Here is a 15,146-nt window from a genome sequence, read left to right as displayed (position 1 = left end):
TTTTATTCTAGTAAACAACTTCCGTAAATTTATTATTCTTATACACATAGCCATGATCCACGCCGGCAGAGCCAATCGGAACCTGTACTTGGTTATTTTCAAAAATAAATGCAATTTGTCCCTTCGCAACGAGCTTCTCTTCGAACGGAACGTCATTTTTTAGATTTTTAGCTTCTTTATAGGCATACACCGTAATGGTAGCTTCAGATATTAAATTACCGCTAGCGATCCACAACTCATCAACACCGTCGCCGTCAAAGTCATAGGTTCCCGCCTGTACACGATAATCGTCCATAAGCGTTCCATAGTCATCAAAGCCACTTCCAGAAAAATCATTATCTAGAGTACGTATTGTACCGTCCTGAGGATTTCGGATAAGCTTCTTCATCCCATTCGGGTGATCCATGCCGATAACGAGCTCCAGTTCGGTGTTACCGAAAGTGAGCGGAAGCACGACATCAGGGTCGTCAAATCGCTGCCAGTCTACCATAGCTAAAGATCCGCCGCCACCGCGTACAAGCGAATCTTGAAGAGGAATACTACTCTTCTCTTCCGCAGCTTTTTTCACATCGGGCACGAGCACGCCAACGTCACTTTCTTCAGAGGCTTTATTCGCTTCTGAGTCCTTAAAAGCTGTCCCATCTTTCACATTGCGGTCGTTCTTTAAGCTAACAAAACCCGGCCATTGGTTAAATTGCTTCATTATTAGAATCTCAAAGTCTTGCGGCGGATCGCTAGACTCCGATATCGAAGTGAGTTGATTGTAAGTAAACTCGTTACCCGATCCCATTGTAACGGACACAAGTGCGCTCGTCTTAACAGTTACACCGTAGCTGTTTTTCGCTTCAACGACGAGATGAATCATATAGTAAGGGTCGCTTTGATCGACAATATCGCTGGATACCCACTTCGCCGATGAGGGGCTGTCCAGATTTTTTTCCATGATCTTTTTAGCTGCGCGTATCGCTTTATGGGATTCCCCTTGACCGAGTACACCCTGAATATCGGGATAGAATTTGTAGCCTAATGCGATTACGACAAAGAGAATGACCAAAACCGAGAAAATCCGCTTTATTTTGGCCCCTGAGCTGTTTATTTTTCCATTCCTATAAGGACCCTCATACACTAGCTTTCCACTACGATCATAGGACTTGCCGATTCCGTTCATCAGGCCGTTGCTAAACATACCTTCGTAGCAAATGACTCCTGTATCATAGAAAATCGTTCCGTGTCCGTTCAAAACGCCCCGCTCAATCGTACCCATGTACAGTCGGTTCCCGGTTTCGCGATATTCAATAATTTCCCCATGAGGAAGATTATCTAGAAATAGACCTTCGTATTGTAGCTTGCCGTTCGGACGATACCATTTTCCTGATCCTTGCATACGACCGTTCAGCCATTGCCCCTCGTAATTTAAGCTTCCATTATCATAGTAGAGTCGGCCGAAGCCATTTTCTTGGTTATTGTTCCAACCCCCCTCGTATTTCGTCCTTCCATCTGGATATAAGAGGCGGTGTGTTGTCTGCTCAGAATTCATTAGTTAGGTGCTCCTCATATCACAATATATTCTTATTGGATTTGCATTAATTGGCGTGAATATGTCGAAAAGGCATATATTTTATCTATTATAATTGAATCTTCTTCCATATGTCATAAATATATCTTCAGCCTTGGTTTTGAGCGTTCACAGCGTTTTTTTCTCAATATAATTACACACGATATGCGTAGTAATACATCTTTAGGTAGAAATACAACTGGAATATGCTAAGTTCACTTCAAGAGATTTTGATGATTGGATGAGACTCACAAAATACACAGTAAAGGAGGTTATAAGAAAAGGCATACAGCCTTGCGGAAAAATGAAAGCGCATTAATGTAGTAAAATATCTTACCAGGAGGTTGTTTATGTTATCAATAAACGAATCGCTGAAAAGGAACCCCATCGTCATTATGTTCTTAGCATTCGTTACACTTCTAGCCCAGCTTACGTTGTATCCTTCCTCGACTTCAGCTGCAGGCGGAACTAATCTCACGCTTGGCAAAACCATTACGGCTAGCGGCTATGCCGACGTTTACACGCCGAATAATGTAAAAGACAGCAATCAAGGCACGTACTGGGAAAGCACGAATAACTCGTTCCCTCAATGGATTCAGGTCGATCTTGGCGCAAATACGAACATCGATCAGATCGTGCTGAAAATCCCTGCCGGGTGGGAAACGCGGACGCAAACGCTGGCCGTTCAAGGCAGTACAAACGGCTCAACGTTCACGGACATCGTAGGCTCCACTGGTTATGTATTTAACCCTACGGTTGCGAACAATTCCGTCACAATCAATTTTACCGCTACGAGCACGCGTTACGTTCGTCTGAACATCACGGCGAATACAGGCTGGCCAGCCGGGCAATTATCTGAATTCGAAATTTATGGCACGGCCTCACCGACTCCGACGCCTTCACCGACACCAACACCTTCTCCTTCGAACGATTACCAAGCCGAATCCGCAGCATTGTCTGGGGGAGCGAAAGTAAACACGGACCATACCGGATATTCAGGGACGGGATTCGTCGACGGATACTGGACGCAAGGTGCGACAACGACCTTCACGGTTAACGTAGCAGCTGCAGGAAACTACAATGCGACACTGAAATACGGTAATGCGAACGGCAACGCAAGGACGATAAGCCTCTACGTCAACGGAACGAAAATCCGCCAATCCTCTTTACCTAGCTTGGCGAATTGGGACACCTGGAGCAATAAGGTTGAGAATATTACGTTGAATGCTGGCAATAACACGATCGCGTACAAATTCGACTCGGGTGACACAGCCAACGTTAACCTTGACCAAATTGTTTTAGACCCAACAGCAGCGACGCCTACACCTACACCTACACCTACACCTACACCTACACCAACGCCTACTCCAACACCTACACCAACGCCTACTCCAACACCTACACCAACACCTACACCTACACCAACACCTACACCTACACCAACGCCTACTCCAACGCCTACACCAACACCATCACCGGGCGGCATCAACATTGCTCCTGGCAAACCGATTACCGCATCTTCCTCCACGTTCACGTTCGTAGCCACGAACGCCAACGACAACGACACCAACACTTACTGGGAAGGTGGCGGAAATCCAAGCCAACTGACGCTCGACCTGTTAGCCAATCATAATATCACCTCCATAGTACTGAAATTGAACCCGGCTTCGGCTTGGTCGACGCGGACCCAAACTATTCAGGTTTTCGGCCACGACCAGAATACAACAGCTTTCAGTAACTTGGTTTCAGCGCAAACGTATACGTTCAATCCGGCTAACGGTAACTCCGTCACGATTCCGGTTACGGCCACGGTAAAACGTCTGCAGCTGAACATAACGTCCAACTCGGGTGCTCCGGCTGGTCAAGTCGCAGAATTCCAAGTTTATGGCACACCTGCACCGAACCCAGACCTAACGATCACGGGTATGTCCTGGACTCCTTCTTCTCCACTCGAAACGAGTCCGATTACACTTAACGCAAACGTATCGAACATCGGGACCGCCAGCTCTCCTGCCTCTACTGTCAACTTCTATCTGAACAACCAACTGGCAGGCACCGCTCCGGTGATTGCGCTTACAGCTGGTCAATTGACAACGGTATCTCTGAACATCGGAGCCATTAATGCGGCAACATACGCCGTCAGCTCCAAGGTTGACGAGAGCAACGCAATCATCGAGCAGAACAAAGCGAACAACTCCTTTACGAGTACGTCGTCGCTTATTGTCGCTCCTGTGCCAAGCTCCGACTTGATCACAACGGCAACATGGAACCCAAGCAATCCAAGCGCAGGCAATACGGTCACCTTTACGGTCAACTTAAGTAATCAAGGCAACATCGCTTCCGCAGGCGGCGCTCATGCTGTCTCCTTGGTTCTTAAGACCGCTGCCGGCGCAACTGTTCAGACCTTGAATGGTTCCTATAACGGTGTATTAACACCAGGCCAATCCGTCAATGTCAGCCTAGGAACGTGGACAGCTGTTAATGGCAGTTACACGGTGACTACGACAGTTGCGGTCGATGCGAACGAGGTCAGTATCAAGCAAGCGAACAACACAAGCACGACAAGCCTTTATTCCGGACGTGGCGCTAACATGCCTTTTACCGTAATTGAGGCAGAGCTACCTACCAACGCTACGAATGGAACAAGATTAGCTCCGAACTTCACTCCTGGCGACTTTGCCGGCGAAGCTTCCGGACGTTCCGCTGTATATCTAGACACAAATGGCCAATACGTTGAGTTTACGCTGACCGCCCCAGCTAACGCATTCGTCTTGCGTAATGCCGTAGCGGAAAATACGACGGGAACCGTCAGTATTTATGCCAATGGAGTAAGCAAAGGTAAATTCAATGTTTCCTCCAAATTCTCTTACGTGTATGCAACGCCTTCTACGCTTGGACGACTCGGTTATGATAATACGGGTACGAAAGCTTACTGGCTGTATGAAGATTCCCAGTTGATGCTCGACCAAGTCTATCCGGCGGGAACGAAGATCAAAATCCAAAAAGACGCCGGTGACGTCTCTTGGATCTACGTAGACATGATCGAAACGGAAAACGTCGCACCAGCGGCCTCTAACCCCGATCCAAGCAAGTACGTAGAGGTTTCGGCTTCGAAATCAATCGAGCAAGCACTGAATGAGTTCAGACAAGACGCAACTAAAAAAGGGATTTTCATTCCTGCCGGCACTTGGACGATTAATAGCAAAATCTTTATTTACGGCCGTGCAACCGAAATCATCGGCGCGGGTCCATGGCACACGAAGCTGACAGCCCCACAATCCCAATCTAATACGGATGTCGGCTTTAATATCGCTTCGTCTGCGAACGGATCTACCATCAAGGACTTGTCCGCTTGGGGCAACTATCAGTACCGCGTAGACGGACCTGGTAAATTCATCGATGGTAACGGCATGCAGAACGTAACGATTCAGAACGTTTGGTCAGAGCATTTCGTCTGCTTGTATTGGGGCGTCGGCGCTTCTAACAATACGTTCAAAGACAACCGGATTAAAAACATGTTCGCGGATGGAATCAACATGACCAATGGTTCCAACAACAACGTGATCGACAACAACTATGCAAGGGGAACTGGTGATGATTCCTTCGCAGAGTTCAGTGCAGTTGATTCCGGCGGTTCATACAACGTAGGCAATAAGTTCACTAACCTTACGGCAGTTGCCGTAAGACGCGCTGCAGCTTTTGCTGCTTATGGCGGTTCGAACAACTTGTTCCAGAACCTTTACGCTGCAGATACGCTGACATATCCGGGTCTTACGATCAGTAGCTTGAGCTTCGGTTACAATACCTTAGGCTTTGGCGATGTAGACACGGTATTCGATGGCATCACTCTAGACCGCACGGGCGGAGATTTCTGGACCAGCGTCGGAGCGGATGACAAGATCAACGACTATCAGAACTTCGGAGCTATCTGGTTCTTCGGAGGAGATAGGGTTTTCAAAAATATTTTGGTTAAAAACGTGGATATTAATAATTCAGTCTACTTTGGTCTAATGTTCCAATCCAAATCACCAGAAAACCTTGTCATGCAGAACGTTCGTATCGAGAACGTCAACATTAACAATCCAACTCGATACGGTATCAAAATCGTTGCCAGTGCAGAACAAGGGCAAGGACCAGCATACGGTGGAGCAAGCTTTACGAACGTGAAGATTAATAACCCTGGTGTCAAAGCCATTTATGGCGAAGACAAAAACCCGAACTTTAAAGTCACAAGAGTTTCGGGCAACAACTGGTAATGTGACAGCGTTATAATGGCAAGCAGCTCACTCGGTTACTCGAGTGGGCTGTTTTTGCTCAGCGATTAGTAGACGGGCTATATCAGTTACTCGTACACCGGCTGAAAATGAAATAACTCTCATAAAACTTTACAGATTCTTACGATTCCGCTACGCTGGGAAAAGCAAAGTTTGTCAAAGGAGTCCGATATGAGTCTGGGATATAAGATCAATAAGCGGATTGGCAAGCCTATATTTATAGCATTCTGGGCACTGCTGTTGGCAGTAAGCTTACCGCTTGCGGCTACGGCTGCTGAAGAAAAAGCAAGTTTAGCGGATCAAATAAAAATCAAATTGGACGGAAAAGACGTTAAGCTGACGGATTCCGTGAAAGTAAAGGCGGATAGGCTGTATGTACCTGTCACGTTATTGGCCAAACTATTCGGGGCAAAAGTCCGCTGGGACGCCAAAAACGATGAAGCAACGGTGAGCTCGGCCCACGGAGATCGCATCGTTCTGGGCGATAGCGTTCCGGTTGTCTATTTCAACGACGAGCGATACTTGATGGAAGCGTTACCGTTTCAAGTAGACGGAAAGCTTTACGTTCCTCTTCGCGAGGCTGTAGAGATGCTGCACGCTAAGATGGCCTGGGAGAAGAAGACCCAGACCGTTTCGCTGGAGTCCGTTCCACTTGCCGTAGTGACGGAAGAAGTGGACTTGACGGAAATTAGTCGTCAAGTGGACAGCAGCAATCGCAAGCTACTGGCTCGCAACGGTCTAACCGCAGAAGACGCTATAAAAGCAGGAACGAAGCTTCGCGTCGTCGTTCCCTCGATTCTGAGCAATAAAGCAGCTCCATTCACCGAGAAGGATCTTTTGCTGCTGGCCAAGATTACTCAGGTAGAGGCTGGGCAAGAATCTTATGACAGCCAGTTGGCGGTTGCCAATGTCATTCTGAATAGGGTGAAGGACTCCCGGTTTCCCGATACAATCCGGGATGTAATCTACTCCGGCAAGCAGTTTCCTCCGGCGCATAACGGGCTACTTGATAAAAGCGTGCCGAAAGCCGATGCGCTGCGTGCCGCCAAAGACGCATTGAACGGCAAAAACAACGTGGAGGACGCCGTCTACTTCTTTAACCCTAAAGTGTCCAAAGGAGAATTCTGGTCCAGTCTTACCGTTATCGATACGGTTGGGAGCCATCGCTTTGCGAAATAGGCGGCAAGGCGTTCCGGTCTTCAATAGCTAACCACAAAAACCGGACATTACCTCCATTTAGGCGGTAATGTCCGGTTTTTGCTGTGTGGCTGGTTAGAAACAGGAGAACGACTCAATTCGTTGGAGATCCAAGCCGGAGAACATCCAGAAAAAACCGTTCCATCGAAAGCCCGAGACAGACGTGCGGCCGACGAAAACGGGGTAGAACCAGAAGCCGGCTCCTCCTCGCGGCCAAATGTAAGTGTAGCGAAACAGGCAACCTGAAATAGCTCCCGGATCGACGGCAAGAGTAGCTGAAAGAGGCTTAGGTGGAATGGCTTGTGGCGGAGGAGAAGCTGGCGGTTGAGGTCCGCCAGACGGACCGAATGGCGATCCTGGCCCGCCCGGTGGTCCAGGAGGAGGTACAATGGCCAAATGGATCACTCCTATCTAATTAAATGGCCTTCGTTCTTAAAGTAGCGAAATCGCGAGAAGATTAAATAGCACCAGAGGCAGTACGACATTACTTTTAGCATTGGGGTTTGGGAATCCTGGAAAAAAAGCGCGGACGTAGCCCTCGTTGGACAGATTTAGATAGAGTATGCCTCTGTCGCAATGAACGATGTGCCCCTCGAAGACATCACCATCTACCGTCTCGACTTTCACTAGCCGATCAGCATACTTGCCGCATAACTGATGAAGATGGTCATTCACCGAACGCAGCACTTCGCGAACCTTGGAATGACATTGATAAATCGGCGTCAGCTTGGGCTGAACCGCGCTTGGGATGTTCATCATGCAGACCTCCAGTTGGAACTTGATTTATCCTATGCGAAAGCCCATTTCGGTGTGACACTAGCAATTCACGCATTCCTAACCCACCACCATGATGAAAGCTGGCTGCAACTATCTGGCCCTCGTAAGCAAATACAAGAAATACGGCGCGCTGATCAAGGTGATAATGACCCCAGTGGGGACACCGAATGTCGGAAAGGTGGAGCGAACAAGCGTATCCGCTGTGAGTACAAGCAAGGCACCTGCGAGAGCGGACACGGGCAAGAATATGCCATGATTACTGCCGCAAATGCGGCGGGCAATGTGCGGAGCAATCAGTCCGACGAAGAAAAAGCTTCCACCGAAGGCGACACTGACTGACGATAGCGTGACCGCAGCGATAGCTAGCGTTATAAATTTGAAGCGGACACGCATTCCCAGACTTTTGGCCATAGGCGCACCGAGCGCGAACACATTGAGACTGCGATATTGTTTGTATATGTAGAGCGAGATCAGCACAATCGGCGGCAGCATGATGCCAATGAAGTCCCATTTATCTCCCCATAAGCTGCCTTCACTCCACCGCAAGGCAAACTCCATTTGATATTCATCCATCTTAAGCGTAATCATTAACGAAAGCGCGTTATAGCCCGTGCCGGCGGCAACCCCTGTCATAATCAGGCTAGTCGGCGACAGATCAGTGCGATGTCGATAAGCAAGCAAGAAGATGATCAGCGCTGCGGTAATTCCGCCGATAAAGGCAAGCGCAGGCAGCAAAAAGTGGCTTGCCAGAGACGTAATCTGAAAGCCCGTGATAACGAGCATGACGAACAGTCCGGAGCCCGCACTGATACCGAGAGTTCCGGGGCTCGCCATGTCATTTCGCAGCAACGTCTGCATAACCGCCCCTGAGAGCCCCATGCCAATGCCGACCAGAATCGCCAGCACGATGCGAGGCATGCGAAAATGATAGATGATTGCCTCATTGCGTCCAGTGCCCATTCCAAGGAACACATCTAGAATCTCCCCAATTGACAGACCCATCTTACCCGTTGTTAGGCTGATGAGCGTCATAATTAGCAACAAGGCTGCCATGATGAGATTTATCCAGAGCCCATTTAAGGTCGAGCGCCTCATACCCCATCCCTCCTGATCTTGCGAGAGATATACAGAAAGAAGGGAACGCCTACGATTGCGAAAATAATACCGAGCGGCGTTTCACTCGGCCGGTTATACAGTCGGCCAAATATATCAGCAATTAAGAGAAACGCAGCGCCGTACAAAGCGGACATCGGAATGATATAACGATAGTCGACGCCGATCAAGAATCGCACAGCATGCGGGATAATAAGCCCGACAAATCCAATTGGCCCTACGATGACAACGGCGAGTCCAGTCAGTACAAGTATAATTAAGGTAGCCATAAGACGCGTTTTTTTCGTATGTAGCCCAAGCCCTGATGCAACTTCCTCGCCCATGCTTAGCATCGTTATCGAACGCGAAATGGATATAGCTACAGCAATACTGGCAAGGAAGAGAGGTGTGACGACCGCAAGCTCTACCCATCCAGCGCTTGCTGTAGAGCCCGATGACCAATGGAGCATGCTTTTGCCAATGCGATACTTGATTACAATTACAGTTGTGAGCGCTCCGAACAGCATCGAAATCGACATCCCTGCTAGTACAAGCCGCTGTGGTGTCATACCGCGTGCTCCGACAGAGGCAATCGTATACGTTAGCAAAGTAGCGATAGAAGCACCCATGCAGGAATAGAGAATGTTGATCATGTAGGGCGAGTTTGGGAAAATGGCGAAGCAAACCGCCATGCCGAAAGCAGCGCCGGAACTGATACCCATTAAACCGGAATCAGCTAGTGGATTGCGCGTCGACCCCTGCATAACCGCACCGCAGACAGCTAGACTTGCACCAACGATAATATCGGCGATCGTGCGCGGCAGCCGTAGGAACCTAATAACCTGATGCTCGCTGAAATCATGATTATACTGGAACAGCGCCTGCCAGGCAGTTGCGATATTTATCCTTGCTGCACCTAATGAAATAGAGGCTGCCATACCCAGTAGAAGTAGACCAGCTCCAAGCAGCATATATAGCGAGAAATGCCGACCGCCCCTATGGCGATCGGCTTTAGAGTGAGTTGAAGGCATATGCGAGAGTCCTTTCCCCATTACTTCTTCGCGTGTTCCAGCAGCTGCTCCGTAATAAATTCTAATTGGGCATTCAATGACAAAATATCATTGAACCAGAACATCCCGGAGTTGGTCTGAATCACTTTTCCTTCTTTAACTGCCGTTAGACTTTTCCAGATCGGATCGTTCTCCATCTTAAGCCAATTCTTGTCCGAGAAAATAAAATCACCTTGGTAATCAGCCATGACTTCTTTAGAAACTTCCAAATAACGTGGATCTTTGGGATGCTCAATAATGTCGTCAATCACTTTTTGAGGCGCCTTTATCCCTAGGTAATTGTAAAGCAATTCTCCGCCTCGTCCATATTTATTGCCGTAAATAAAGACGCTGCCGGGTTCATTGAATTCAATTAGAGCGACAGTCTTGTCCATTAGCCCGCCCTGCTCCAGCTTTAATTTGCTATCCGCTACTTTTTTATGAAATTGCGCAATTAATTCTTCTGCTTTTTCTGCTTTACCAACCAGGTCGGCTAGCAAGGTGAGGCGCTCCAGCGGGTTCAGGCTGTAAAGCTTAGGAATGATGACAGTCGGCGCGATCAAGCTGAGCTTATCGTAATCTTCCTCATTGGTATAAATAATTAAGTCCGGCTCCAATGCCATAATCGCCTCTAGATCAGTCTCCCATGGAATCCCAATCGCCGTATCCCCCATCTCCTCTTGGAACACGGCATCATCATTGAAAGAAGTACCGACTGGTTTAATACCAAGCGCAAGCAGATCTCCCTGCTGGTAAGGTATAATGATACGCTGAGGATGGATCGGTATTTCGACATTTCCCATTTCTGTAGTTACAATGCGCGTTTCTGCGGACGGAGAGCTTTCCTCTGGTATTTTGTTAGTTTGCGCGTTGTTGGCGCCAGTATTGTTTCCGCAAGCAGTTACGGTGAGCATGACACTGAGCGCACCGGTGAGTAGCAGCTTGCTTTTCCATTTGTTCAACATGATCTGTTCTCCCTTATTTTGATAATGATAATTATTCTCACTCAATGAATGAGTATAAGGGAATTGATCTTCTTGTTCCATGTACATATCGCGCATCCGGCTTGTAAATTTTTGCTTCAGCTGCTCGGCTGTCCTATTAAATCGCTGCTTGATCAGGCGGCTCAAGTAGAACTCATCGCAAATGCCTGTGGCGCTGGCTACTTCTTTTAAGCTGACCGGATATAATTCCAAGTATCGCTTTGCCGCCTGAATGCGCAGTTCTTTCAAATATTCGAGCGGCCCTACATTCAATTTCTGCTTAAAAAGCCGATTCAGCTGACTACTGCTGATGCCGAACGATTCGGCGATGCCCTGTATTGTTAATGACAGGTGATAATTCTGACCCATGAACGCAATCGCGTTCTGAACGATATCTAACGGCAATGCAGCGATGTGGTCATGCTTGCAATCGATGCTTAATTGCTCGACGAGCTGATAAAAACCACTTTTTGCATGGAGTTGCCGATGGTTTGATGCATGTTGCCACTGATCATGCATGCTGCGGAAGCAATTCGCGTAGAAAAGCGGATTGCTCACACTAACAGCAAGGGGATAAAGTAGCGGGTTGCTCTCTATGTTTCTTCCGCTAGTAAAGGTGGAAGCATTATAGGAAGGTTGATATAGGATCAGATAAAAATCAAGCCATCCTCCCAGCGCATCGATCGAGATTTTTGTACCTTTGCACAGATGAAGCATGGCGAATCGTTCCATCTCGTAGGCAATTTCGCCAAGACGCAGGATACCCGGACCATTAAGAGCGAATAAGAACGCATGGGCTGGCAGCTTGAATTCCTGCAATGACGTTTGTCCCTCGATTAAGCGATGGCGAATGTCCAATATCGATATCGACGCGTTCTCCCAGATGGTCAGGGCTTTATCCCATTTTTCGCTGCTCCACGCCGCTTTAAAGTGCAGGTTCAACAAAGAAAATCTCCTTTCTATTGAACGTATGCTGGGAGTGACAATGATCTCCCGCTGATTGGTTGCGTTTCCACGGCTTTATTATAACTGATTTTATGACGCTCCTGTTCTCAAAGGTATTATTGAGGGCAAATAGTACAGCTATAACGAGTTCACGGTATGTTTCTCCTTGAAAAAATAACAACTCATTCATCTATGGCCTTCAATAGAAATTCACAGCAAATTTAAATATAAAATTTACCAGTTTTATGATATAGTCAGATCGTTCTAGTCTATGAGACATAATACCTGTAGGAGTGAATTCAATTGAAAAAAGCAATTATTATGTTGATGTTATTTGCAGCAGTATTCAGTGTATTACCGGGTGTTAGCAATGCAGCTGCTCGATCAGATGGTAAGGAAATTGTCGAATTAACAAAAGGGATAGAGTACAAGCTTAACGAGAGAGGCTTCGTAACTTATGTGAATATAGATGAACTACCAAAAGATGTGGCAGATAACTTTAGACGAATTGGCGTTTCTAGCTATGGGGGCGTTAAACCCGATGTTTCTCGTTATAAATGGGCAGATTTCATTACCACGTCTAGTCTATATGATGATTCAAGAGGATATGGATCCGGGTTAACTCAACCAGGTACTTATTATCCTATGACTATCTTGTATGACGCAGATAACATGCCATTGGCTTATCACATTGGAAAAATTGAATTTACACAAACCACTCCTGATGCTGGCTCTCCGGGTTCTGCTAGTCATGCAACATTAGATCACTTGGAAGCTACCGAGCAAGAAATTGTTCTTGGAGTAGGTAAGTCCCAAAAGTTAAAAGTGTATGCTGTATATACGAACGGTGAAGAAAAGGAAATAACTGCTGACAAGGGGTTAGTTGTTCGTTCTGAATCAGCTGCTATAGCCGATATCAAAAAAGGGATAATCACTGCCGGAAACAAAGTAGGTTCAACGAATCTGGTCGTTTCTTATTTAGGAAAGAAGTTAACGATTACCGTTAAGGTAACAAAAGATGCTGCTGTATCTATTAAAGCCTCCTCTAAGAAAACAACACTAACCGTTGGCGACACGAAGCAAATTAAGCTAACAGGCACTTATTCAGATGGCAAAGTTAAAGATATAACGAATTTAGCAGTTTGGACAACGGACGACAGTGACATAGCCGACATTGATGGTGGCGAAATTGAAGCCGTGTCTGAAGGAACGACAACTATAACTGCTAATTACAATGGTCTTACTGTAGCTATTGAAGTAACCGTTATCTCAGAAGAAGAGGAGGAAGCGACTCAATATGTGTCTCTTGTAGCTTCTAATAAGAACATTAAGCTTCTTCCTGGTGACGAGAAAACAATTCGTATTTATGGTTTAACAGAGGATGGTCAGAAAGTAGAAGTCACAGATGAAGTTGTGTGGCAAACTAGTAAAAGTGACGTAGTTGATGCAGATTCAGGCATTTTAACCGCGGGCAAACCAGGTAAGGCAGTTGTTTATGTAAGCCATGGCTCGACGGAGCTTTCATTCAATGTAGAGGTAATAAAAGAAAAGGCTGTCAAAGCTATTATCTCAAGTCCATCAAAAATTGAAGTTAAAAAAGGATCCGAGAAACAGTTGATTGCAGAAGCACAATATATCGATGACGTTAAAATTGATGTGACCGAGCGCGCTGTCTGGACTGTTAAAAATGATAGCATATTAGAGATTGACGGCGGCACTTTAACTGCATTGAAAAAAGGCAAAACAATCATTACAGTAAAATACAAAGGTAAGTTTGCAAACATTGAAGTTACTGTAAAATAGCTCATTATGAAGACCCGCTATGTGTGATGCATAGCGGGTCTTTTCTATTCGGTTGAATCTGGGTGTCTCGGCTTACTATTAAAGGGAGTTAGGCCCCATCCCACGTTGTAAAGCCCTTACTCTTCCACCGCTGCCACCGGTTCTCCTCGTTATGCTAATAGCTGTAAGAACCAACCGCATTATCCCGCTTGATTGGTCGGCGCTCATTAAATAAACGTAATTTCTAACAAATCACTCTATGCCGAATCGTCGAAATCGTAAGCTTCATTTATCTGCCGTTTCAACCGATAATTCTCTCAAAGGTTCTGTACACCAAGGTAGAGGGGGCGTTATGTTGTGGGGATGAAGCATTATCGCAAGTTATGGGTTGTCATGATGGCGATTCTCGTGGTCACGGCCATAGGAGGTACGTGGGTTCCGATAGCCGATGCAGCAGCCGCAAAGCCGGTTGCTACATATCTGTCGCCCGAGCGCATCCAATTTATCAGCTACAGCAAGAGCTGGAATCAGACTAAGCTCAAATCATTGTATGCCGACTTGATGCGCAATTTGCACGGCGAGGAATTGGCATACCTAGGCAAGGTCGTCCTGTCCCCGAAGAAAAAGGAAGGCGAAGCGGGCGTCGCGAACATGGCCTACTCCTGGTCGGAGGATGACATGTCCGACATCGTCATGGACAAAGGGACCGAGATCGTCCTCTACGATGCCGACAGCCTGAAGACGGTCGAAAGCTTGTCCGCGACACTGAGCCATGAATACGGGCATCATTTTACCCATTACTGGCTGATCAAAAAGGAGCGCAAGCTCCCGAGCAGTTCGAACACCAAATGGGCGTCGCTGAGAGGAATCAAGAACTACCCGGTCGTCTTTTCCGAAGATGGGTCCGAGCCCGGATACACACATATGTGGGATGCAACCGAAATCATGGCGGACGATTACATGGCGTTATTCGGCTCCCCTACGGCCAAGCAGGCCATGGCGGATTCGCTCCGGCAGGACGACGGTCTCGGTTTCTACGGGGAAATTGAGAACACGATCGTACCTCCCGTTATGTCACTCCAGGAGGTACGGTCCTACTGGCTCAAGCTAAGCGGGCTCAAGGATCTGCAGCCGCTAGTCTTCAAAGAGCCGAAGATTACAGGTGTGCAGGCACTTGCAGACGGCAGCGGGGGATATAATTACAAGCTGACGTTCGCCGCAGCCTCTGCAATACCGGACGTGGCACGCCGTCTGCAGTATATCGTGTACTGGACCGACGAAGAGGACGACTCTTGGATCGACTTTTCACCGCTTAAGACAGGCACAACATCGCTGGTTATTTCCGGAGACTTTCTCGCTTCGAAGCTAACGTTAACCGTGTACGCCTTCGACCCCAAGACAAAGGGGTTTGTGTATGCCAGACCGGTAAAATACAATTTTTCCAATGAGGTCAAACCGGTCAAAGCAGCATAAGGCTTCAATAAAAGATGGC

At 47.3% G+C, this 15,146-nt stretch carries 9 protein-coding genes; 4 read left to right on the top strand and 5 right to left on the bottom strand.

The genetic code is table 11. The annotated features are described in order from the left end of the window. Positions 1-7 precede the first annotated feature (7 nt). The gene (locus KCTCHS21_RS01600) at positions 8-1,537 is read right to left on the bottom strand and encodes an MORN repeat-containing protein (protein ID WP_130604824.1); all 1,530 of its coding nucleotides are present in this window, start codon (positions 1,535-1,537) and stop codon (positions 8-10) included. A gap of 368 nt (positions 1,538-1,905) precedes the next feature. On the opposite strand from KCTCHS21_RS01600, the gene KCTCHS21_RS01595 reads away from it, so the two are divergent. Then, complete coding sequence (locus KCTCHS21_RS01595) at positions 1,906-5,811, top strand: discoidin domain-containing protein (RefSeq protein WP_130604823.1); 3,906 nt, start codon at positions 1,906-1,908, stop codon at positions 5,809-5,811. Between the two features lie 189 nt (positions 5,812-6,000). Beyond that, positions 6,001-7,008, top strand: coding sequence for a cell wall hydrolase (locus KCTCHS21_RS01590; protein WP_130604822.1), 1,008 nt, complete (start codon positions 6,001-6,003; stop codon positions 7,006-7,008). Positions 7,009-7,458: 450 nt separating this feature from the next. On the opposite strand, the gene KCTCHS21_RS01580 is transcribed toward KCTCHS21_RS01590, so the two are convergent. The 4 genes from KCTCHS21_RS01580 to KCTCHS21_RS01565 all read right to left on the bottom strand — a co-directional run bounded on the left by KCTCHS21_RS01580 (position 7,459) and on the right by KCTCHS21_RS01565 (position 11,869). Next, positions 7,459-7,785 carry a hypothetical protein gene (locus KCTCHS21_RS01580; RefSeq protein ID WP_232058030.1) on the bottom strand — a complete coding sequence of 109 codons (327 nt, stop codon included), beginning with the start codon at positions 7,783-7,785 and terminating at the stop codon, positions 7,459-7,461. A gap of 108 nt (positions 7,786-7,893) precedes the next feature. Next, positions 7,894-8,898 (bottom strand): FecCD family ABC transporter permease, encoded by a 1,005-nt coding sequence (locus KCTCHS21_RS01575; RefSeq protein WP_130604821.1) that lies wholly within the window; start codon positions 8,896-8,898, stop codon positions 7,894-7,896. Continuing rightward, entirely contained in the window at positions 8,895-9,947 is a 1,053-nt protein-coding gene (locus KCTCHS21_RS01570; RefSeq protein ID WP_232058029.1) for a FecCD family ABC transporter permease, read from the bottom strand. Before KCTCHS21_RS01570 ends, KCTCHS21_RS01575 begins: the two co-directional genes overlap by 4 nt. Beyond that, a complete protein-coding gene (locus tag KCTCHS21_RS01565) occupies positions 9,947-11,869 on the bottom strand; it encodes an AraC family transcriptional regulator (RefSeq protein ID WP_130604819.1) in 1,923 nt (640 codons plus the stop codon). Before KCTCHS21_RS01565 ends, KCTCHS21_RS01570 begins: the two co-directional genes overlap by 1 nt. A 306-nt stretch (positions 11,870-12,175) precedes the next feature. On the opposite strand from KCTCHS21_RS01565, the gene KCTCHS21_RS01560 reads away from it, so the two are divergent. Both KCTCHS21_RS01560 and KCTCHS21_RS01555 read left to right on the top strand, forming a co-directional pair. After that, positions 12,176-13,675 (top strand): Ig-like domain-containing protein, encoded by a 1,500-nt coding sequence (locus KCTCHS21_RS01560; RefSeq protein WP_130604818.1) that lies wholly within the window; start codon positions 12,176-12,178, stop codon positions 13,673-13,675. Between the two features lie 336 nt (positions 13,676-14,011). Next, positions 14,012-15,127: a hypothetical protein gene (locus KCTCHS21_RS01555; protein ID WP_130604817.1), complete on the top strand. Its 1,116-nt coding sequence runs from the start codon at positions 14,012-14,014 to the stop codon at positions 15,125-15,127. Positions 15,128-15,146 lie beyond the last annotated feature (19 nt).

The organism is Cohnella abietis, from assembly GCF_004295585.1.
GTDB lineage: Bacteria > Bacillota > Bacilli > Paenibacillales > Paenibacillaceae > Cohnella > Cohnella abietis.
The sequence above is the reverse complement of the archived record's forward strand: the minus strand, read 5'-3'. Positions and strand labels throughout refer to the sequence as shown.

Bases quoted from the DNA above. Each gene is read 5' to 3' on its own strand.
- KCTCHS21_RS01595 (WP_130604823.1), top strand. From the start codon at position 1,906: ATGTTATCAATAAACGAATCGCTGAAAAGGAACCCCATCGTCATTATG.
- KCTCHS21_RS01575 (WP_130604821.1), bottom strand. From the start codon at position 8,898: ATGAGGCGCTCGACCTTAAATGGGCTCTGGATAAATCTCATCATGGCA.
- KCTCHS21_RS01570 (WP_232058029.1), bottom strand. From the start codon at position 9,947: ATGGGGAAAGGACTCTCGCATATGCCTTCAACTCACTCTAAAGCCGAT.
- KCTCHS21_RS01580 (WP_232058030.1), bottom strand. From the start codon at position 7,785: ATGATGAACATCCCAAGCGCGGTTCAGCCCAAGCTGACGCCGATTTAT.
- KCTCHS21_RS01600 (WP_130604824.1), bottom strand. From the start codon at position 1,537: ATGAATTCTGAGCAGACAACACACCGCCTCTTATATCCAGATGGAAGG.
- KCTCHS21_RS01590 (WP_130604822.1), top strand. From the start codon at position 6,001: ATGAGTCTGGGATATAAGATCAATAAGCGGATTGGCAAGCCTATATTT.